This window comes from Mucilaginibacter celer, assembly GCF_003576455.2.
GTDB classification, from domain to species: domain Bacteria; phylum Bacteroidota; class Bacteroidia; order Sphingobacteriales; family Sphingobacteriaceae; genus Mucilaginibacter; species Mucilaginibacter celer.
In genome coordinates this window covers 1,346,906-1,368,151 of the sequence record NZ_CP032869.1, presented here as the reverse complement: position 1 = coordinate 1,368,151, position 21,246 = coordinate 1,346,906, and the positions used below count along the sequence as shown (strand labels likewise).

The 21,246-nt window shown below is 44.5% G+C and carries 17 protein-coding genes; all 17 read right to left on the bottom strand.

Annotated features, from left to right (window positions below):
- Positions 1–25: 25 nt before the first annotated feature.
- The 17 genes from HYN43_RS05615 to HYN43_RS05535 all read right to left on the bottom strand — a co-directional run bounded on the left by HYN43_RS05615 (position 26) and on the right by HYN43_RS05535 (position 21,220).
- Complete coding sequence (locus HYN43_RS05615) at positions 26–796, bottom strand: 3-keto-disaccharide hydrolase (protein WP_119408519.1); 771 nt, start codon at positions 794–796, stop codon at positions 26–28.
- Between the two features lie 22 nt (positions 797–818).
- Positions 819–1,694, bottom strand: coding sequence for a sugar phosphate isomerase/epimerase family protein (locus HYN43_RS05610; RefSeq protein ID WP_119408518.1), 876 nt, complete (start codon positions 1,692–1,694; stop codon positions 819–821).
- 50 nt (positions 1,695–1,744) lie between these two features.
- On the bottom strand, positions 1,745–2,641 hold the full coding sequence (locus HYN43_RS05605) for a hydroxypyruvate isomerase family protein (RefSeq protein WP_119408517.1): 897 nt from the start codon (positions 2,639–2,641) through the stop codon (positions 1,745–1,747).
- A 2-nt stretch (positions 2,642–2,643) separates the two neighbouring features.
- On the bottom strand, positions 2,644–3,894 hold the full coding sequence (locus HYN43_RS05600) for a nucleoside permease (RefSeq protein WP_119408516.1): 1,251 nt from the start codon (positions 3,892–3,894) through the stop codon (positions 2,644–2,646).
- A 35-nt stretch (positions 3,895–3,929) separates the two neighbouring features.
- Positions 3,930–4,370, bottom strand: coding sequence for a c-type cytochrome (locus HYN43_RS05595; RefSeq protein WP_119408515.1), 441 nt, complete (start codon positions 4,368–4,370; stop codon positions 3,930–3,932).
- A gap of 139 nt (positions 4,371–4,509) precedes the next feature.
- Positions 4,510–5,820: an MFS transporter gene (locus HYN43_RS05590; protein WP_119408514.1), complete on the bottom strand. Its 1,311-nt coding sequence runs from the start codon at positions 5,818–5,820 to the stop codon at positions 4,510–4,512.
- A gap of 220 nt (positions 5,821–6,040) precedes the next feature.
- A complete protein-coding gene (locus HYN43_RS05585) occupies positions 6,041–7,093 on the bottom strand; it encodes a sugar phosphate isomerase/epimerase family protein (RefSeq protein ID WP_119408513.1) in 1,053 nt (350 codons plus the stop codon).
- A gap of 27 nt (positions 7,094–7,120) precedes the next feature.
- The gene (locus tag HYN43_RS05580; protein WP_245447164.1) at positions 7,121–8,272 is read right to left on the bottom strand and encodes a Gfo/Idh/MocA family protein; all 1,152 of its coding nucleotides are present in this window, start codon (positions 8,270–8,272) and stop codon (positions 7,121–7,123) included.
- Positions 8,273–8,411: 139 nt separating this feature from the next.
- Complete coding sequence (locus HYN43_RS05575; protein ID WP_119408511.1) at positions 8,412–8,978, bottom strand: gluconate 2-dehydrogenase subunit 3 family protein; 567 nt, start codon at positions 8,976–8,978, stop codon at positions 8,412–8,414.
- Between the two features lie 127 nt (positions 8,979–9,105).
- Positions 9,106–10,533, bottom strand: a complete 1,428-nt coding sequence (locus HYN43_RS05570; protein WP_119408510.1) for a Gfo/Idh/MocA family oxidoreductase — start codon at positions 10,531–10,533, stop codon at positions 9,106–9,108.
- A gap of 37 nt (positions 10,534–10,570) precedes the next feature.
- Positions 10,571–12,250, bottom strand: coding sequence for a GMC oxidoreductase (locus tag HYN43_RS05565; RefSeq protein WP_119408509.1), 1,680 nt, complete (start codon positions 12,248–12,250; stop codon positions 10,571–10,573).
- 234 nt (positions 12,251–12,484) lie between these two features.
- Positions 12,485–14,200, bottom strand: coding sequence for a GMC oxidoreductase (locus tag HYN43_RS05560; protein WP_119408508.1), 1,716 nt, complete (start codon positions 14,198–14,200; stop codon positions 12,485–12,487).
- Positions 14,201–14,203: 3 nt separating this feature from the next.
- Positions 14,204–14,803, bottom strand: coding sequence for a gluconate 2-dehydrogenase subunit 3 family protein (locus HYN43_RS05555; RefSeq protein WP_119408507.1), 600 nt, complete (start codon positions 14,801–14,803; stop codon positions 14,204–14,206).
- 183 nt (positions 14,804–14,986) lie between these two features.
- Positions 14,987–15,901: a sugar phosphate isomerase/epimerase family protein gene (locus HYN43_RS05550; RefSeq protein ID WP_119408506.1), complete on the bottom strand. Its 915-nt coding sequence runs from the start codon at positions 15,899–15,901 to the stop codon at positions 14,987–14,989.
- Positions 15,902–15,919: 18 nt separating this feature from the next.
- On the bottom strand, positions 15,920–17,449 hold the full coding sequence (locus tag HYN43_RS05545) for a TolB family protein (protein ID WP_119408505.1): 1,530 nt from the start codon (positions 17,447–17,449) through the stop codon (positions 15,920–15,922).
- Between the two features lie 235 nt (positions 17,450–17,684).
- Positions 17,685–18,755 (bottom strand): fatty acid desaturase, encoded by a 1,071-nt coding sequence (locus HYN43_RS05540; RefSeq protein ID WP_119408504.1) that lies wholly within the window; start codon positions 18,753–18,755, stop codon positions 17,685–17,687.
- 488 nt (positions 18,756–19,243) lie between these two features.
- Entirely contained in the window at positions 19,244–21,220 is a 1,977-nt protein-coding gene (locus tag HYN43_RS05535; protein WP_119408503.1) for a tetratricopeptide repeat-containing sensor histidine kinase, read from the bottom strand.
- Positions 21,221–21,246 lie beyond the last annotated feature (26 nt).

Genomic DNA, 21,246 nt, shown 5'->3' with positions numbered 1-21,246 from the left:
TTAATTTTTTAACTGTTAAATAAGGTTACAATTCCCTTACCCAAATATTACGGAAGCTAAGCGGCTCGCTTTTATCGCCGTGAGCCTGTAATTTAATTGGTGATGGACCATGTTTTTTACCTTCGTAAGATGGTTTGCCAATGTATTGGGTTGGGCCAAGCAACTCAAAGTTGTTTTCAACCAAAACACCGTTGAAGAATACAGTAGCACGGGCGGCCGATTTTAAGGTGCCGTCCTCGTTGTATACCGGTGCAGTCCAGATCACATCGTAAATATTCCATTCGCCTGGTTTGCGGCCAGGGTTTGCCAACGGGATAGCCTGTTTGTACAAACTGCCTGCCATACCGTTAACATAAGTTTTGTTTTCGTACGAATCCAGTACCTGTAACTCGTAACCATCATCACCTTTACCTATCGAGGCTAAGAACACACCGCTGTTACCGCGGGCCTGGCCGCTGCCGGTAATGCTTGCAGGCACTTTCCACTCGATGTGTAACTGGTAATTTGTGAAAGTTTTTTTGGTTTCGATATTACCTGTTGATTTATTTACGGTGAGTACATCACCTTTAACCAGCCATTTGGCCGGGGTTTTATCTTCTACAGACACCCACTCGTCAAGGCCCTTGCCGTTGAACAAAACGATAGCATCTGAAGGTGCATCGCCTAAATTTTTACCGGGGGTAACAACTTTAGGTATCGGCTCCCAGATCTCGGTATCTTCGGGTTTTGCGTTTTGCGCGTTCGCCATAAAGCAGCTTCCTGCTAAAAGGGCGGTTAATATTAAAGGATATTTCATCTCTATTCGGGTTTGATTGGTTTTAAACGTGTAGTGTATCTTTCAAATAAGAAGCACTTTTGGCAATGCTCATATACGGATCGATATTGGTATAGTTTTCCTGCTCAACAATAAAGTGCTTAATGCCGGCCAGTTTGGCTTTACCTAATATGGTTTTAAAGTCGATGTCGCCTGTGCCAATCTCTGTGTTCAATTCGGCATTGGTTTTATCGCGGTCTTTAACGTGTACAAACTCAAAGCGGCCAGGGTGTTTGCTAAAAATTTCAACCGGGTCTTTACCTGCACGTACAACCCAGTAAATATCCATTTCCATGGCCACCAGTTTCGGGTCGGTGTTGTTCAATACCACATCGTAAAAAGTAGTATCGCCAACAGGTGCCCACTCAAAGTTGTGGTTATGGTAACCTAATTTTAAGCCCGATTTTTTCAAGATTTCGGCAATCTTGTTCATCTTATCCGCTACGCCTTTGCAATCATCAACAGTTTTAATAAAGTTGTGATTTAAAGCAGGGATAATGATATGCGATTGACCGATAGTGTTAGCCACCTCGATATAAGCATTCAGATCATCAGTTTTGCCGGTACCTAAATACTCGTCCAAACCATAGTGGCCGCTTGGGGTGCTTAAGCCGTTATCTTTCAACAGTTGACTAAACTCTTTACCTTTTAAACCCCAATAGCCTGTTTCTTTATTAAAGCCGAAGGTTTCAACTTCGTTGTAACCGGCTTTGGCTACCTGGCCAATAACGCCTTTTACATCTTTTGGTAACTGATCGCGCAGGCTATACAATTGCAGGCCCACTTTATTTGAAGCTTTGGCCGAAACCAATTTGGGTGCAAGCATTGCGCCTGCGGCCATTAATCCGGCTTGTGCTAAAAATGTTCTTCTGGTTGTCATGTATTTGTTTTAGTTTGTTTAGCTTTTAGAGTGATAAGGTGATGTAAGGTTTAAACATCACAAATATGTACCGCTTTTTTAAGCGAAGCTAATTTGTCTTTTTGCTTGGGGATAAACTCCTGCGCCACAAAACCTTTATGGCCTACCTCAACAATGGCACGCATAATGGCCGGGTAGTAAAGCTCCTGTGTTTCGTCGATCTCGTTACGACCGGGAACACCACCGGTATGGTAGTGCGCAATGTACTGATGATTAGCGCGGATATTACGGATCACATCGCCTTCATCAATCTGCATGTGATAAATATCATACAGCAGTTTAAAATTTTCTGAGCCTAAGCGACGGCAAAGTTCTGCACCCCACTCTACCCTGTCGCACTGGTAATCTTTATGGTCAATTTTGCTGTTCAGCAATTCCATTACCAATATGATGTTGTGTTTTTCGGCAAGGGCCACCATGGGTTTTAGGCCCTCAACACAGTTTTTCCAACCCTCCTCGTCGGTTTTACCACGGCGGCTGCCGCTAAAGCAGATCAGGTTTTTATAACCGGCCTCTGCTACCAGCGGAATCATTTTGGTATAGTTTTCATGCAGTTTCGCATGATATTCTTTATCGCCGAAACCATCGGTCAAATTAATTTCAGCACCGTTGCACATGGACGAGAACAGGCCGTATTTTTTAAGCGTTGGCCAATCTGAAGGGCCAACCAGGTCGATACCTTTAATGCCGATATCTTTGGCTGCAGCACAAAGCTGATCTACAGAAATATCGCTGTAGCACCAGCGGCATACGGCATGGTTAATATTGCCTTTCAGCTTTTCATCAGGCTGCATATTTGTTTTTTCGGTTTCGGTGGTAAATGAAGATAATACGCCCGACGCGCCAATGGCCGCCGTGCCCGCGATCATGCTTTTAATAGCTGAGCGCCTGTTTTGGTTTGATGACATGGTTATATTTGGGTTTGAGCAGAAGGTTCCTCAATGTCCAGTCCGGGTTTTGTAGCCATACTGGTTCTATCTTTAAAAAATAACAGGAAAAAGATCAATACCACAGCGGCAATACCGGCAGGGATAAGCCAGATAGACTGCCAGTTGTGTGATGTTTCAGAAATTTTCCATTTATCAACTACCGGGCCCGATATATACGAGCCGATCAGCATCCCCACACCATAAGTAGCCAGGGTAATGAATCCCTGCGCAGCGCTTTTAAAACGCTCGCCTGCTAAATTATCGGTATAGATTTGCCCCGTTACAAAGAAGAAATCATAGCAGATGCCATGCATCACAATACCTGCTATAAGCATCCAATAACCCGATCCGGCATCGCCGTAAGCAAAGAATATGTAACGCAAAACCCATGCGAGCATACCGATAGCCAGCATTTTTTTAACGCCGAAGCGTACAAAAAGCAGCGGCATGGCTGCCATAAATGCTAATTCGGATACCTGCCCCATCGCCTGTACACCGGCAGCCTTTTTTACCCCTACTTCATTTAAAAACGGATTGGTAAAATTGTAGTAAAATGCCAACGGCACACATATAGCTACCGATGCCAAAAAGAAGATCAGGTACGACCTGTTTTTTAATAAACCGATCGAATCTAAACCAATGATATCGCCAAATGTAGTTTTCTGGCCTTTTTTAACCGGAGGCGTATCAGGTAATGTAAAGCTTAACAGACCTAATATCAATGACGCCACCGCTGCCATTTTGAAAGTAAGCACCAGTGTTCCGCTTTTTTCCCATCCTAACAGGCCTATCACAATACCGGCAACGATCCATCCAAAAGTGCCGAATACCCTGATCCAGGGAAATTCTTTACTTGGATTTTTCATCTGCTTAAACGAAACCGAATTTACCAATGCCAGCGTTGGCATGTAAATGATCATGTAGAACAGGATATTAGGGTAAAACTTATCAAAATCGGTTATGGTTGTAGCATAATAAAGCGAGGCCGCACCTAACAGGTGAAGCACACCCAGTATTTTCTGTGCCGAAAAGTATTTATCGGCGATAAGACCGATAACAAACGGCGCTATAATAGCACCTAACGATTGCGTTGCGTAAGCACCGGCATTTTGCGTACCGGTAGCTTTCAGCGTAACCGTTAAATAAGTACCCATTGTTACAAACCATGCGCCCCAGATAAAAAACTCCAGGAACATCATTGTTGAAAGCTTTACCCTAATTCCAAGATTCATACTTATATTTTAAGGACAGATCAAATGATCTCTAATTATTTTTTTGTTGATAAAATGTATTTTACAATTTCCTTAGCATCAGCCTCGGGCAGTGAAGGGTGCGGGGTCATGGCGATGTTACCCCAGTTACCGCTGCCGCCGCTAATGATTTTCTTAGCCAACATATCGATGTTAGCATCTGTAGCTTCGTATTTAGCTGCAATTTCCTGAAATGCAGGGCCGATAACTTTGGTATCAACCTTGTGGCAGGTGCTGCAATCTAAAGTCGCGATCAGTTTTTCGCCTGCTGACGGGGCTGCAGAACTGCCGGTTGCTTCGGTACCTGTTTTAGCTACAACGGTATCAGCATCAGAGTTTGCGGCTTTTGCAGCTTGATTTGCGCCACTGGCGCTATCGGCACCGCCTTTGGTTGATGAATTGCCGCCGCAGGCAGCGAATATTGCACTGATACCAAGAATAATGAATACTTTTTTCATAAAAGTTTAATTGTGGTTTTGGATAATAACTCAACAGAAAATCTGCATGTTAACAAAACTGCTGTTAGCCATTATCCTGTAATTTTAATTGGGTTGGTTAATCAGGCGAAAAATACAATTTTTTATCATAAATAAAACCTCAATGAGCCGATATAGCGCCCAATGAAGCAGTTTTTTTACGTGAGCGCATGTAAATTACCAACCCGATAAATGCTACGATTAATGCAAACGGGATAATCAGGGTAGTATTTAACACTTCAGGACCGGCAGCCGACCTTGCCGCATCAAAAGCCTTAGCCATTTCTGAGCCTGCCGGGGCCGAACGATACGCATCCAAACTTGCACCTTGCGGTAATTTTGAAGCCATGATGTTATCATAGTATCCCCCCATAAAGATCATGTAAATAGATACACCGAACATGCCCGCACCGCCCATCAGGTTTAAGCCAACAGCGCCGGTACGCGGCAGGTTCTCGGCCACAAAACCTATCATACAAGGCCAGAAGAAGGCCACGCCTAAACCAAACACAACAGCCGCCAGGTAAATGGCGTCGCCGTGCAGGTGCACCATCAGATAAATACCCAAAGCAGATAATATGGCCGAGATGAGCAATACGCCCTGCGGCGCCAAACGGTGTACAATGGGGCTTGCAAAAGCGCGGCCCAATACCTGTACCGAGGCAACAAAGGTTAAAATAAGTATGGCATTATCAGTAACTGTTTTGAATAAAACGTCTGTCCATTGGTTGGTAAATAACTCGGTGATGGCGGTACCAAACATGCAGATGATCATGAACAGGAATAACGGGTTGATCAGCGCTTTGTACATATCCTCGGTACTTACACCGGCAGATACGCGCTCGGTAACCGGGAAATCCAGCTTGGAGAAAAGGAAGCCGTAGGCTAAGGTTGGGATGAGCATCAGGGCTATTTCTACCTGCGAGATCCAGTAAGGTTTTGGAGATACGCCATGTGCCAAAGCGGTATCTAAACCAAATACAATCAACGTACCTATCACGATGCCCGCCGGAAACCATAGGTGGAAGTGGTTAAGTTTGGTTGTTTTATTATCGGTATATAAAGATGCTACCAGTGGGTTACACGAAGCCTCAACCGTACCATTGGCTATACCTATCATTAAAGTAGAAAGGAATAAGGTCCAGTAACCGTTGGCAAAAATGGTAAGCAGGATACCTATCAAGTGAAAAACGAAAGCAGATACCAACAGTTTTTTCATACCGATAATATCCACAATAAAGCCCCCGATAATAATAGCCAGCGGAAAACCCCAGAACGCGGTTGCCGCGATAGTACCCAGTTGTGACGCGTTTAAATGAAAACGTACGCCCTGATCATTCAAAATACCCGCGCGGATACCAAATGACAATGAAGTTACCAGCAGCGACAGGCAGCTTGCCCTAAATAGCTGTGATCGGTTAATAGTTTGCATTTTTTGTTAATTAGGTTATTTGATAATTGGTTAATTGGCTTTGTTAAAATGCGTTTTGCTGAGGTTTATTTCAGCGGATGAATTGCTGCTTGTAAGTCCCATCTTTAAAACAACAATTTTTAAATCTCATCATTGCGAGGAACGAAGCAATCGCATACTCTACAGGGCGGCCCTGCACAGTTCGGGATTGCTTCGTTCCTCGCAATGACGTGTATGATTACTATATCCCCAACGTTTTCCTGTTAAACGCGTCATCACTGCCTGATGCTGCGAAATCGTCGAAAGCGCGTTCGGTTACACGGATGATATGATCTTTGATGAATTGAGCGCCTTCTCTTGCGCCGTCTTCCGGGTGTTTAAGCGCGCATTCCCATTCCAACACAGCCCATCCTTTGTAATCATACTGCGTTAGTTTGCTGAATATCGATTTAAAATCAACCTGTCCGTCGCCCAATGAGCGGAAACGGCCTGCGCGGTCAACCCAGTTTTGGTAGCCGCCGTAAACGCCCTGGCGACCGGTTGGGTTAAACTCGGCATCCTTAACATGGAACATTTTGATGCGCTCGTGGTAAAGGTCGATGTATTCGAGGTAATCCAGACATTGCAGTACAAAGTGCGATGGATCGTACAATAAGTTGGCACGTTTATGGCCTTTTACATGATCCAGGAACATTTCATAAGTAATGCCATCGTGCAGATCTTCGCCCGGGTGGATCTCGTAGCAAAGGTCGATGCCGTTTTCTTCGTAAACATCCAGAATCGGTGTCCAGCGTTTAGCAAGCTCTTCAAAAGCTGTGCCTACGATACCGGCAGGGCGTTGCGGCCATGGGTAAACCATTGGCCAAAGCAGCGCACCGCTAAAGGTAACCGAAGCCGCTAATCCTAAATTTTTAGATGCCTGCGCAGCATATTTCAGTTGCTGTACAGCCCATTTTTGCCTTTCGGCAGGGTTGCCGCGTAAATGCTCGGGGGCGAAACCATCAAACAGATCATCGTAAACCGGGTTTACGGCAACCAACTGACCTTGCAGGTGAGTTGAAAGCTCGGTAATTTCCAAACCGGCGGCATTAACAATACCTTTAATCTCATCAGCATAAGTTTTGCTTTCGGCAGCTTTTTGCAGGTCGATAAAGCGGGCATCGTTGGTTGGCAATTGCACACCTTTGTAGCCTAAACCGGCTGCCCACCGGCAGATAGATTCAAGACTGTTAAATGGTGCCGTATCGCCTATAAACTGTGCTATAAATATGGCTGGTCCTTTTATAGTGGTCATGTTTTTTTGTTTTAAGTAGATGATGGATTAAATAGTGAAATCAGTCCATTTAACGTCCGATTTACCTGATGCGATCACGTTTTCGATAAAAGCCATCCCGCGGATGCCTTCCTCAATACCCGGAAAATCCAGTTCTTCGGGAGTGGCTTCCTTGCCTTCCAAACCGGCTTTAACGGTTAAAGCAAAGTTGCGGTACAGGTTGGCAAAAGCCTCGAGGTAACCTTCGGGGTGTCCAGGAGGGGTGCGGGTGTTGTGCTGCGCGAATGAACTGGTATAACCGGCGCCGGCTCTCCAGGTTTCGGCAGGTTTATCAGTGTACATTACTGTTAATGAGTTAGCATCACTCTGGTGCCATTCCAAACCGCCTTTTTCGCCATACACCCTGATTTTTAAATTATTCTCTTCGCCTGCTGCAATTTGGGTTGCAGTAAGTACGCCGCTTGCGCCATTGTTAAATTTCAACAGTGCAGCACCGTCATCATCCAGTTTACGGCCTTCAACAACGATATTGATATCTGCGCAAATTTTGGTAACCTGCAAGCCGGTAACATACTCGGCCAGGTTAAAGGCGTGCGTGCCTATATCGCCCATTGCACCCGCTATGCCGCTTTTACCCGGATCGGTACGCCATGAAGCTTGCTTGTTATCTTCTCCTTCTAAAAAGCTGCTCAACCATCCTTGCGGATACTCTACATAAACTTTTCTAACGGTTCCTATTTTACCGGCTTTGATCAATTGTTTGGCTTCCTTAACCATTGGGTAGCCTGTGTAGGTGTGGGTTAAGCAAAACAGTTTGCCAGATGCCTTTACTACTTTATCCAGTTCTTTAGCTTCATCTAAAGAAAAAGTCATCGGCTTATCAAGCACTACGTGAAAACCGTTTTCCAATGCCATTTTGGTTGGGGCAAAATGCACGTGGTTTGGGGTAACTATGCTAATCACCTGCACACGTTCATCCTCGGGCAGTTGTTTTTCTTTTTCAATCAGTTCCTGGTATGAGCTGTACGAACGGCTGGCCGGTAAACCAAGCAATAAACCGCTGGCCTGCGATTTTTCGGGGTTTGAGCTGAAAGCGCCGCAAACCAGTTCATACTCACCATCAATGCGGGCAGCTATGCGGTGTACGGCACCAATAAAGGCACCTTGTCCGCCGCCTATCATTCCTAATCGTAATTTCATTTGTTGGGTTGTTTTTTGGGGTTAGATTTTACTCAATCGATTGTAAACATCAAAAACAGCATTAAACTATAATGCTGTTTTTGATAATAATTTCATTTGGGTTGGAAACCAAAGGTGTATCAATTGATGTTGCAATTTTTTAGGTTGCCCAGGCTTTGTCGCCTTTTTTGTACGGCAGGTTGCCATCATATTTGCCCGGAACGGCAATATAACGCAAGGCCTCTGTAGCGCCCGGTTTTGAAGTGAAGAAACCCAACAGGGTTAATTCTTTCAACATCCTGAAGTAATGGTTCGGATCTTCAGGCTTTTTGTTTTTGGTGTATTCTTTTTGCTCTTTATCCAGCTCGGTTAACAATTCGGTACGTTGCTGAGGGGTAGCCTCCAGGAATTTTTTACCGAATTTCTTGTCGCAGGCATCATTAAGGTCATTCAGGCCTTTAGTAAAAATTTTCTGATCATCTTCCTTGTAGCAATCCTGTACCATTACGGTCATAAACTTGCCAACCTGCGCATCCTTAGCACCCGGAGTTGAGGTTTTAGGCAAAATGGTTTCGCCTATCTCATCCAAAAGGGCAAGGTCATCCTGCGTAAACAGGTCGTTTACTTTTGGCGAAGATGGTTTACATCCCGAGATGAAAAACTCGGCACCAATAATAGTACCGCCGAGGATCAGGCCCACCCTGCTTATCGCTTCTCTTCTATTCATAAATTAGTTAGTGATTTAGTGAATTAATGAATTAGTGATTTAAATTAATGATGAATTAGCGAGTTAGTGAATTAGTGATTTTTTATTCACTAACTCACTAATTCATTAATTCACTAATTAATGTCCGTTATGCTTTTAACACGAAACCATCACGGTAATCGCGTTTAATATATTGGTTAACTGCATCAAAGTTGGTAACCTTCATGGCTTTGTTATCCCAAACCAGTTTTACCCGGCCGCCTTGTAACTCATGACCGCGAACCGCAAGGTTTGCCATCAATAATGCCTCAGTAAGCGGACCGGCTTTATCAAATGATGAGCTAAGTTCTGTTTTACCGTAACCTGCAATACAACCCTCAACCCACTGCGCGTAGTGCCCATTAGCACCACCAGGTACACGAGCCCATTTTTGCGGAGCTTTGGCATCTTTGGTGAGCGCTTTCGGCAGCAATGTAGGTGCATCAGAGTAAGTACTTGCGTACATTTTACCTTTAGTACCGATAAATAAAGTACCGTTACCTTCTTCGCCACCAAAGTTTTCGCTTGCCAATAACTCGATTGGGCGTTCGGGTTGAATACCGCCGTCCATCCAGTGCAGGGTAACATCGCCTTTGGTTTTATCGGTTTTAGGGAAGGTTAAAGTGATGTGGCTTGACGGAGGGCAGCTTTCAGGGAAGTGGCCTTCTTTAAACTCGTCAACATATACACTACCAACACTGGCCTGTACATCTTTTGCATATTGGATACCCAGTACGCGGAAAGGTGCTTCAACAAGGTGGCAACCCATATCGCCAAGAGCACCGGTGCCGTAATCCCACCAGCCGCGCCAGTTAAATGGTACCAGTTTATCTACGTAATCTTTTTTAGGCGCAGTACCCAACCACAGGTCCCAATCCAGTTCTTTCGGGATGTTTTGCTGTGGTGCAGGCCATGCAATACCTTGCGGCCATACAGGGCGGTTTGTCCAGCAGTAAACAGTATGCACATCACCAATCAGGTCGGCATCATACCATTCAGACATCAGGCGTGTACCATCGTTTGATGAACCCTGGTTACCCATTTGTGTAACCACTTTATATTTTTTTGCAGCCTCGGTTAATAAACGGGCTTCCCAAATATCATGCGTTAACGGCTTTTGAACATACACGTGTTTGTTCAGCTGCATGGCGTTATAAGTGATGATAGCGTGGTTATGATCGGGGGTTGAAACCGATACGGCATCGAAATTTTTGTGTTCTTTATCAAACATTTCGCGCCAGTCTTTATAATACTTGGCTTTAGGGAAATCACCGCGTGATTTAGCCGATCTTCTGTCGTCTACATCGCACAGGAAAGCGATCTCTGCTTTACCGCTTTTGTAAAAATTAGCGATATCGCTTTGGCCTTTACCACCTGCACCAACGCCGGCAATTAACAATTTATCGCTTGGAGCAATGAAGCCCTTTCCGCCCAATACATGGCGCGGAACGATCATAAAGCCGGCCGCGGCTACAGCGCCGGTTTTAATAAACTGCCTTCTCGACGGATTAGGGGTTTTGTCCTTTTCTTCAGTCATGGGTATTTTTGTTATAGGTTTTTGTATGTGATACTGATTAAATTTCTCCCTTTTTCAATGCATCAACTGCGTAATTAGCTGCACGCGCGGTTAAAGCCATATAAGTAAGTGATGGGTTTTGACATGCAGCCGAGGTCATACATGAGCCATCGGTAACAAATACGTTTTTAGCATCCCAAACCTGGTTCCACTCGTTCAATACCGAAGTTTTTGGATCGCGGCCCATACGTGCGGTACCCATTTCGTGAATGCCACGACCAAGATATGGATTGGTGCTTGAAGTTTGAACATCTTTACAGCCAATTGCTTCCAGCATTTCTTTACCGTCTTTTTCCATGTCGATACGCATTTTCAGCTCGTTCTCTTTCAGTTCGGCATCAATGGCAACAACAGGTAAGCCCCATTTATCTTTTTTGGTTTTATCGATAGTGATCTTGTTATCATGGTAAGGCAATGTTTCGCCGAAACCGCCCATACCTACATGCCATGAACCTGGTTCGGTCAGGGCGTCTTTAAACGCACCACCAATGTTCAGTTCGGCAATGTCACGGCTCCAGCCTTCGCGGCTTGCAGAACCCTGGTAGCCGAAACCACGGATATAATCGCGTTTTTCGCCATTCAGGTTGCGGTAGCGAGGAATGTAGAAACCGTTGGCACGGCGACCAAAGTAGTATTTATCTTCATAACCTTCAAACCTGCCCGATGCGCTTACGTTAAGGTGGTGGTCCATCAGGTTGTGGCCAAGTTCGCCGCTGCTGCTGCCTAAGCCACCTTCCCAAACATCGGTAGCCGAGTTCATCAGGATCCAGGCCGAGTTAATGGTTGAAGCGTTTACGAATACGATCTTGGCGAAGTATTCGTATGTTTTGTTTGTTTCAGCATCCAAAACCTCAACACCTTTAGCTTTCTTGGTGTCTTTATCGTAGATGATCTTGGTAACGATAGACCATGGGCGCACGGTTAAATTACCTGTAGCCATAGCCGCAGGCAAAGTAGCCGATTGCGTGCTGAAATAAGCACCGAACGGACAACCCAACCAGCATTTGTTACGGTACTGGCAGTTAGTACGATCATAATGCGGCACAGTAATATTGGCTGTACGGCCGATGATCATGTGGCGTGCTTCTTTATAGTATTCTTTTAAGCGTTTTGAAACATCTTTTTCAACAACGTTCATCTCCATCGGCGGCATAAAATCACCATCCGGAAGAATCGGTAAACCGTCTCTATTACCAGAGATACCTGCAAATTTTTCGGCATAGCTGTACCATGGAGCGATGTCTTTATAACGGATAGGCCAGTCAACAGCGATACCGTCTTTCAGGTTGGCTTCAAAATCAACATCGGCCCAACGGTATGATTGGCGGCCCCACATCAGCGAGCGACCGCCCACGTGGTAACCACGGAACCAATCGAAACGTTTAATTTCGGTATACGGACTGTCTTTATCGCTTGCCCAATAATCAAGATTAACTTCGTTCAGCGGGTAATCGCGCTTAAGAACAGGATAATCTTCGATCATTTTTTGCGTACGGCCGCCCCTGTGCGGAAACTCCCAGGGGTCTTTGGTAGCATTTACATAATCTTTGATGTGCTTGATATCACGACCACGCTCAAGCATGATGGTTTTCAAACCCTTTTGTGTTAGTTCTTTGGCAGCCCACCCGCCTGAAATTCCTGAGCCAATGACTATTGCGTCATAAGTGTTTGCAGACATACGAATATTACGGTTAAATTATTTTTGTTTAGTACTTGGTTGTCTCGTTAAATGTATGAATAAAATTCATTTTACAAATATTTCATTGTGTTTTTTACACACAATGTTTCTTTAGTTTGCAGTTACCAGTTGGCAGTTTGCAGTTGGTTATCGGCTATTTTATCCGGCAAACTGCCTGCTGAAAACTGCAAACTGAATTGCAAACTGCCAACTGATAACTGCAAACTGCCTCAACTACAAGTTTCCCTTTTTCATCTCGCTCATTGCATAATCAGCTGCTCTTGCGGTGAAGGCCATATAGGTTAGCGATGGGTTTTGGCATGAGGTTGATGTCATGCTGGCACCATCGGTAACAAATACATTTTTAACGCTATGCACCTGGTTCCATTTATTTAATATTGATGTTTTAGGATCGTTGCCCATACGTGCGCCGCCCATTTCGTGAATATCAAGCCCCGGAGCACGTTGATCTGTGCTGGCCTGGATATTGGTGAAGCCGGCACTGGTAAACATTTCGGTAAGCTGCTCGATGTAATCCTTCTTCATCTTTTCATCGTTATCATCATAATCGACGTTCATTTTTAGCAACGGCACGCCCCAGGCATCTTTTTGCTTATCATCAAGGCTTACAAAGTTTGTTTCCTTGGGGATGGTTTCGCCCATCATGTGCGAACCTACATGCCATGGGCCAAGCTCCTTATTGGCGAGGTTATTTTTCAGGCTGCTGCCCACGCCGTCCCAACTGCGTTCAGGATAACGGTAGGCACTGAAGCCCGACGCGTAACCACGCAGGAAATCTGTTTCCTGTTTATATACGTTCCTGAAGCGTGGAATATAACCGCCGCCGGCCGGGTTACGGCCATCGGTTGTCCATTCTTTGGCTCCATCATATTGGGCACCAATGTGTGCCGAATAGTTGTGGAAGGCCACATATTTACCCAGTACCCCGCTATCGTTACCCAAACCATTAGGGAAACGGTGCGATTTGGAATTGAGCAAAATAAGGTTGGTATTTAATGCTGCCGCGTTTACGAAGATCACCTTAGCATGGTATTCAATAGCTTCTTTAGTATTTGTGTCGATAACCCGAACGCCGGTCGCTTTGCCTAATTTATCATCATAAATAATAGATTCAACAACCGAGAATGGCCTCAACGTAGCATGGCCAGATTTTAATGCCCAGGGGATGGTACTCGCATTTGCGCTAAAATAGCCACCGAATGGGCAACCACGCTCACAAATAGTACGGCGTTGGCATTGTACCCTGCCCTGATCCAGGTGGATCTGATTTGGGGTTGATAAATGCGCGCAACGGGCGCTGATTACGTACCGGTTTTTATAATTACTTTTTACGTGTTTGCTGAAATATTCTTCTACCGTATTTAAGGGGAATGCAGGTAAAAATTCTCCATCAGGCAATTCGGCAATACCATCACGGTTTCCGGAGATGCCCGCAAATTTCTCTACATAGCTATACCACGGAGCGATATCTTTATAACGGATAGGCCAATCAACCGCGAAACCATCGCGGGCCGGGCCTTCAAAGTCGAAATCGCTCCAGCGTTGGGTTTGGCGTGCCCAGAGCAGGGATTTACCACCCACCTGGTATCCGCGGATCCAATCAAAGGGTTTATCCTGGATGTATGGATGCTCAGCATCTTTTACAAAAAAGTGAGCCGCGCTTTCACCGAAGGCGTAGCAGCGGTTTACTATAGGGTTGGCTTCCTGGATAGCCATGGGCAATTGACCGCGGTGCTCAAATTCCCAGGGGTACATATTGGTGGTGGGGTAATCCTTGATGTGCTTTACATCGCGGCCACGCTCCAATATCAGGGTTTTTAAGCCTTTATCGGTAAACTCTTTGGCAGCCCAGCCTCCGCTCATGCCCGATCCTATTACAATGGCATCAAAAGTGCGATCCTTAACGCTGTCGATATTTAAATTAGCCATTGCTTAAACTGCCTGCTTTAATTTATAAGGGAAACGCGCGTTGTACCGGCCCGGCACAAGTTCGTAAACCACTATATTGGTCATAAAATATTTTGAATTGGTATAGCCGTTGATGGTTTGACGTTTTACCATACTGTAAAATTTCCTTGTCTCGGCGGAGTACTTTCCGACAAACCGAGGAACAGTAGCACTGTCCCTCTTAGCGGCCTCTAACATTTCAGCTTGAATTTCTTTTTCTATATCCAGCAAAAATAACTCGCGGGTTTTGGCATCAAGCTGATCAAACGTTTTACCGTATTGTTTCTGCACAGCATCTGCAAAATGACTGCCCCCTGCTACAAATGCCTGCTGATCTTCTTTTTTATAGCAATCATCAACCATTTTCAGCACAAATAAATGCAGCAGCAGATCTTTAGCTCCCGGCGTAGTAGTTTTCGGAATGATAGTTTCAGACACCTCGCCTATAAGCTGCTCCTGATCGGCACTGATATCGATATTTTTTAGGGCGACTTTTGATTTTGCTTTATCCTGCGAACAAGCCGGGAGCAATGCTGCCCCTCCTATTATCAAAGCCAGGTTTTTAATGACGGTACGCCGATCCATTTGTTAAACTAAATTGTTTTAGCGAAGCCCATGTTATCTCTCCTTTCATTTTAAGCTGATTGGACAAATAGCGGGGGAGGCTTTTTATGATTTATAACGTATTTCCAAACTTAATCATTACAAATTAAAATACAAGGCCTGGAAAATTAAATCTTCACGATGGTGTAAGATAGCTTTATGCTATTAATAGCCCCACTTTTTCATGATTTGTAAATCAATTTTTACACAATCAACCGGATCCATCCCCTGGTAAGATTCCTGTTCGATTATGAATAATGACGTGCCGCCTTTTTTAGCAGCAGCCTTTACAATATCCCTAACAGGTAAAATCCCCTTGCCTAAAATGGTGCTCTCGGTATCGTCGCCGTTATGAGGCGGAACTTTAATCTCATCTTTAACATGCATCGACTGAAAGCGGCCCGGGTATTTATTAATAAAATCCAAAGCCATACCACCTGTGCTGTACATATTACCAATATCTATCTGCTGGGCAACCAGTTCAGGGTCGGTATTCTGGATAATATAATCGTACAGTGTGATATCACCTATTTTGGTACTGATCTCGAAGTTATGGTTATGATAACCAAACATCATGCTCGATTTTTTGCACAACTCGCCGCTTTTATTAAACTGTTCCATGGTACGTTTCAGGGCATCGGTATCAGTGCGCACCTTTTCGTCCATCCAGGGGCTTATCACATATTTCTGGCCCATGGTGGCGGCATCTTCAACCGTATATTTCCAGGCATCGGTAAAATCATTTTTTGATGCATCCCAGTGCTGAGGTGTCATAACCGTATGGCCGCTTGGCATTTTTAGGCCCAGATCGTTCAAAATCTTTTTAAACTCCTTAGCGGTGTAGCCATAAAATTTCCTGTCGATATAATTGGCATGCTCCACATGGGCATAGCCTGCATCAGCGATCTTTTTAAGGGTAGCCATCGGATCGGCCTTCATGGCATCGCGTACGCTGTAAAGCTGCACCCCTACCCGCTTTAGCTTATTATCCGTAGCGGCAAATAAACCATCAGGAAGCAAGGCTGCACCGGCTACTGCAAGGGCACCGGTTTTTAAAAATGATCTGCGTGATGTATACATGATTATATATGTTTAAGGTTATTTCGCTACAGGGAAAACAGGGAACAATAAATCAGAATTACTTACAAAGGCCAGGTGTTTGCTATCAGGCGCCCACGACGGCGTATTGATAGTACCCTGCCCTCCATAAAGGTATGCCACCACTTTTGACGGACCGCCGCCAACCGGCATTACCCTTAAATATACATGTTTATAAAATGGATGATCACCAGGGGCAACTTCGCTTTTCAGGAAGGTGATGTAAACGATCCATTTACCATCAGGTGATACATGAGGGAACCAGTTGTTATAATCATCATTGGTGAGCTGCGTTTGCTCGCTGCCATCAGCTTTCATCCGCCAGATCTGCATCAGGCCGCTGCGTACCGAATTAAAGTAAATATATTTTCCATCAGGCGAATATTCCGGGCCATCATCCAAACCGGGCGTTGTGGTTAACCTCTCTTCGGGGCCGCCTGTTGATGGAATGCGATAAACATCATATTCCTTATTCCGCTCGCCGCAAAAAACAAGGTACTTACCATCCGGCGACCAGCCGTGCATATAGCTTGCTCCTTTTCCGGTTTGAGTAACCTTGATTGCTTCGCCGCCTGCTGATGATACGGTGTAACCTATTGAAGGGCCGCCATCGCCACTGCTGATGGTTAGCATTTTGCCATCGAAAGATAGCACATGGTCGTTATTGTTATTTTTAGCAGGATTTGTATTTAATACTGTAGGCGTATGCGATTTAAGATCGAATTTGTATAGCGAACCCTCGCTATTATAAATAAGCGATTTACCATCCACCATCCAGTTAGGTGCCTGGAGGGATTTGGGCGATTGATAGATAACAGTGGCGTTCTGGCTTTCCAGGTCGAGCAGTTCGATTGCGCTGCCTAAATATTGCTTGTAAGGTACCAGGGTTGCCGGGGCCGGGGTAACTATGCGTACATTGTTAAATACGGCTTTTTCGGTAACATCAGCATTGTGCGAGCAGATGAAGATGCCTACGTAAACATCATCGCCTAAATCCAGATCGGTAACTTCTTCGTTTACAAACAGATCACCTTTACGCGCTACCGACATGGTGTAAGTATTGCCTTTACGCTCCAGCTGAATTACATCGGCAGCTGTGATAGATGCTTTCTTTTCTTCGGTAACGCCGCTGATAGTTTTGCGGTATTGCAACGATGTTAAACCATCACCATGTACAACAGCATTAATATGTTTTGAATTGGAATCGAGCGTGGTACGTACCATTAAACCCACTTTACGGTGCAGCTCAACACCTTTACCAATAAAGGCGGCATTGGTGCGCAGGATAAAATCGCCTTTAATTTTTCTCCATACAAAGTGAAAATCATCGTGTGTGGCCCAAATGTTTTGGCCCGAACCGGTAAGGGTATACTGTTGCGTTTTGGCATCATATACACCGCTGCCCGCATGTTTTACCGTGCCTACATCGGTTTGGCCATCAAAAATTCCCGGGCCCTGTGCTTTTACTTCGCGAACATACAAAGCAAGGCAAGCCATGCATAAAACAATACTTAATAGTTTAGCGCGCATTGGTTTTGGTGTTTAGTGTACACTATAATCGGTTCACTAAAGGTATATAATCAATTTGCAATTAAGATAGTACTATTTTAACATTTCTCCACATTTTTATCATATAGCCAGATTTTTACAGAGGGCTATTTAAATCTCATAGGCAGATAAATAGTCCTAACAACAGGGGTTAATCAAACAAAAAAAGCCACAGCTATTATCCAGCTATGGCTTTCATTATATTTAAGATCAGTCTTTACTCCGCCTCAACCAGCATCTCGGCAACAGGCACAGCCACCGGCACAACAACCGGAACCGAAGTACAGTATACCTTTAAAAACTCGGCCTTCGAATCGCGGTATGAGCTAACCGCGCCAAGCACACTCATCATCTTAATATAGCACCAGGCCAAATCAAACTGGTATGGCTTAAAGCCCGAACGGGCACTTTTAGGATACAGGTGGTGGTTGTTATGCCACTCGCCGGCCACATAGCCCGGCCAAAGCTGGTTTATCGACATATCCTCGCGGTTATGATCAATACCCTCGCGGCGCATATCCTTACCCTTACCATGCCCCTCATAATTAAATGTACGCACCCCAACAGCCCAGATACCAGCCGAACCGAATACAGCACAAGCCAGCGGCATACCACCCAACAGGTAAAAAGCAACAAACCAGAAACCCCAGTTTAGTACGATACCGATAATGGTACGTGTAGGATTGGCCAGCGTTCCCCATTTTTGATATTCGTTGTAAGTATTCACTTTCACCCCCGTATGCTTCATCAGGTTAACGCATTTGGCGTAACAAGTTTCGTTCATGTTGCGGGCTATAGGCTGGTGGTTAACATCGGCCAGGAAGCAATACATAAAACCACCCTGTGCATTGTACGGATCGCCTGGCTGATCAGACAAGGCATGGTGTACGTGGTGCGATACCGCGTAAATCTCCTCGGGAATGATCTTCAGCGTAAGATTCTGCGTAAAAAACCGCCAGAAATTATTTTTAAATGTGTACGCGCCATGTGTGCAATACCGGTGGTGCCAGATGGTGCCGTGGGTGCCCATAATAATCATGCTGTAAACAAAAGCTACTATAAGCCCTGTGATACTGAAATACTTAAAAATAAAAAGCCCCAAAAAAGGCACTAATGCCAGCACCAGCATCCAACTCAAAAATGAAAGCCAGTTCTTCTTATCCCTGAAGACGTTAAGTCGTTTAAAAAATTCGATTACAATTTGTTTGTTAGTGGGTTTCGACAAGTTGCCAAGTTCATCTGTCCAACCGTATGCAGGTGGTTCAAGCACAGTGTTTAAAAAAGCCATTAAAATGGGGAGATTAGTTTTAAGAGTGGGAAATTTCCGTTGATTTTGTCACAATATAGTAAAAAGTTCTATTTGTTTATACGTATTAACGGAACAAATAGATTTAAATTACCCAACAAAAGATTAAAACTTTTTCAAAATAATTAAATTTCTTTATAATTAATTATAGATGGCGATTCATCTTAAATATAAATTAGAACGAATTTAAATAAGCTAACAGGGTGTTTTTTTCGATAGGAATAATTTTTGATGACACTGAAAATCCGACTAAAAAAGTATTGCGAACCTGAATTTGGGATAGGAAAACCCTTATATTATTTGCTACTGTTCTCAGATTTTGGATCATTAACGTTGCTGTCCGATTCTCCGACTTGCTTTATGTCCGGAGTTTGCAACTCCGGGGGTAGTATTAAAATATATCGTTTCAAGTATATCTGGAGTTGCAAAGTTCAGCATAGTAAATTCGAGCTAAGAAGAAAAAAGAAAAATCACAATTGCGCGGCCACCGCGGCATCACTGCTATTGCTGCTACCCTCGTCATCATTACAACATTCGCCCTCAAATAATGGCAAACTAAAGCTAAAGGTACTCCCCCTGCCAATCTCCGAGTTTACCCACAACCGGCCACCGTTAAATTCAACCAGCTCTTTGCACAAAAACAAGCCTATACCGGTGCCTTTTTCGCCCGATGTGCCGGTTGCCATGTACCTGCCGGTATCCAGTTTAAACAACTGGTTTATTTTTTCTCCCGGGATACCTCTGCCGGTATCGCTCACGCTAATTACCAGTTCGTGTTCTGCAGCAGCTCCCGATAGGGTAATGGTCCCTCCCTCTCCTGTAAACTTAATAGCATTGCTAACCAGGTTACTCAGCACCACTTTAACGTGCTTTTCATCTGCCCGTACACAATATTGCGGCGGAATGGCATTTACTATACTGATGCTTTTTTGCTGCAGCATGTAATTAAATGTGCGTATCATTTCATCCCCGGCCAAATTGATGCTTACCGCCGATGGTTCCACATTAATACCTTTAATCTGGTTGCCGGCCCATTCCAATAAGTTTGAAAGTGTGAGCTCGGCACCCTGCACCACGGGCTCCAGCTTCTTCATCAAATCCTGAATTTCGGCCGAGGTTAACGCATCGGCCGTATTATACAAATAAAGTATGGAATGTAAATTAGCCAGCGGCGTACGCAAATCATGCCCTATAACCGCCAGCAGCTTATCCTTTAAATTATTAATACCCGCCAGGTTTGCCGATTGCTCTTCAATCAAATCCTTTTGTATCAGCAGCGCTTTGTGCTGCTTCCGCATGCGGTTAATCAATACTCTTTTCAGCTTATATTGGTAATATGTAACCGACAAGGCTATCACCACCACTAACAACGATATCAACAAAGTAGCGATAATTGTTTTCTGAAAACCGAGTTTCTCGCGATAAGTTTTAGCCCTTTGCTCAACAGCCGCAATGGCATTTAACCGGCTATTAAGTTCAAAGTAGCTTTGTATCAGACTGGTATTATTGCGCTTATTGGTAGCGTTTAGGCTATCCAGCACCTGATTATACCTCCGTTGGTAAACAAGCGATTGTTTGAGGTCATTTTTTTGCTCAAAACTGTATGTCATAGCCTGGTAGGCCGATGAAATACCATCCATTACGCCTATGCTATCCGATAGCGCTGCGCCTCGTTTGGCAAGGTCAATAGCTTTATCATACTGCTTCAGGGCGTTAAAAACCTTGGCTCGCTCAATAAATGATATTGCCCTTAAGCGTTTGTTATTAACCACATAACTCATGCGCAACGCGGTATCTGAGCAGGCTATCGATTGGTTATACTGCTCCTTTAACCGGTAGGCATTGGCAAGCCGACTATATAATATGCATATTGAAGGTTCATCATTTATTACCCGGCTAAGCTGCATGGCCCGCCTGGCGTTGGCTATCCCCTCATCATATTGCTGAAGTTTAAGGTATACAAACGATCGTTCGTTGTAAACTTCGGCCAGCATTTTCTTATCACTACCGGCATATCGGGCAGCCAACGATAAATTTTTTATGGCCTGGCTGTAATTTTGCAGATCGGTATAAGCGCGACCAATTGAACTGTAACAATGCGCCAGCGTTAAAGGTTCTTTTTTTGACAGGTAGGTTAAGGCCGAATTAAAATAGAATAAACTGATAGGATAATAAGATTGCGACCAGTATACATGCCCCAGGTTAAGAAACGAACAACCGGTACCCTGCCTGTATTTTACTTTTTCAGAAAGCAACAGCGCCCGCTCGGCCATAGCACGTGCCTGGTATGGGGCACCTACATAAATATTCTCTGCCAGCTTATTAAGGCTATCAACAGTTTTGATGGTATCCGGCTTATTAACAGACAGAAGACTCTCTCCCGATTGCGCATAAGTTATTACACTATACGCCAAAAACAGCCATATCAATCCTGCATGCCATCTCATTCGTCAACAGTTTACCTCAGTTAAGT

What these genes read in the sequence shown, in the direction of transcription:
- HYN43_RS05615 (WP_119408519.1), bottom strand. Translation starts at nt 796, where the DNA reads ATGAAATATCCTTTAATATTAACCGCCCTTTTAGCAGGAAGCTGCTTT.
- HYN43_RS05610 (WP_119408518.1), bottom strand. Translation starts at nt 1,694, where the DNA reads ATGACAACCAGAAGAACATTTTTAGCACAAGCCGGATTAATGGCCGCA.
- HYN43_RS05605 (WP_119408517.1), bottom strand. Translation starts at nt 2,641, where the DNA reads ATGTCATCAAACCAAAACAGGCGCTCAGCTATTAAAAGCATGATCGCG.
- HYN43_RS05600 (WP_119408516.1), bottom strand. Translation starts at nt 3,894, where the DNA reads ATGAATCTTGGAATTAGGGTAAAGCTTTCAACAATGATGTTCCTGGAG.
- HYN43_RS05595 (WP_119408515.1), bottom strand. Translation starts at nt 4,370, where the DNA reads ATGAAAAAAGTATTCATTATTCTTGGTATCAGTGCAATATTCGCTGCC.
- HYN43_RS05590 (WP_119408514.1), bottom strand. Translation starts at nt 5,820, where the DNA reads ATGCAAACTATTAACCGATCACAGCTATTTAGGGCAAGCTGCCTGTCG.
- HYN43_RS05585 (WP_119408513.1), bottom strand. Translation starts at nt 7,093, where the DNA reads ATGACCACTATAAAAGGACCAGCCATATTTATAGCACAGTTTATAGGC.
- HYN43_RS05580 (WP_245447164.1), bottom strand. Translation starts at nt 8,272, where the DNA reads ATGAAATTACGATTAGGAATGATAGGCGGCGGACAAGGTGCCTTTATT.
- HYN43_RS05575 (WP_119408511.1), bottom strand. Translation starts at nt 8,978, where the DNA reads ATGAATAGAAGAGAAGCGATAAGCAGGGTGGGCCTGATCCTCGGCGGT.
- HYN43_RS05570 (WP_119408510.1), bottom strand. Translation starts at nt 10,533, where the DNA reads ATGACTGAAGAAAAGGACAAAACCCCTAATCCGTCGAGAAGGCAGTTT.
- HYN43_RS05565 (WP_119408509.1), bottom strand. Translation starts at nt 12,250, where the DNA reads ATGTCTGCAAACACTTATGACGCAATAGTCATTGGCTCAGGAATTTCA.
- HYN43_RS05560 (WP_119408508.1), bottom strand. Translation starts at nt 14,200, where the DNA reads ATGGCTAATTTAAATATCGACAGCGTTAAGGATCGCACTTTTGATGCC.
- HYN43_RS05555 (WP_119408507.1), bottom strand. Translation starts at nt 14,803, where the DNA reads ATGGATCGGCGTACCGTCATTAAAAACCTGGCTTTGATAATAGGAGGG.
- HYN43_RS05550 (WP_119408506.1), bottom strand. Translation starts at nt 15,901, where the DNA reads ATGTATACATCACGCAGATCATTTTTAAAAACCGGTGCCCTTGCAGTA.
- HYN43_RS05545 (WP_119408505.1), bottom strand. Translation starts at nt 17,449, where the DNA reads ATGCGCGCTAAACTATTAAGTATTGTTTTATGCATGGCTTGCCTTGCT.
- HYN43_RS05540 (WP_119408504.1), bottom strand. Translation starts at nt 18,755, where the DNA reads ATGGCTTTTTTAAACACTGTGCTTGAACCACCTGCATACGGTTGGACA.
- HYN43_RS05535 (WP_119408503.1), bottom strand. Translation starts at nt 21,220, where the DNA reads ATGAGATGGCATGCAGGATTGATATGGCTGTTTTTGGCGTATAGTGTA.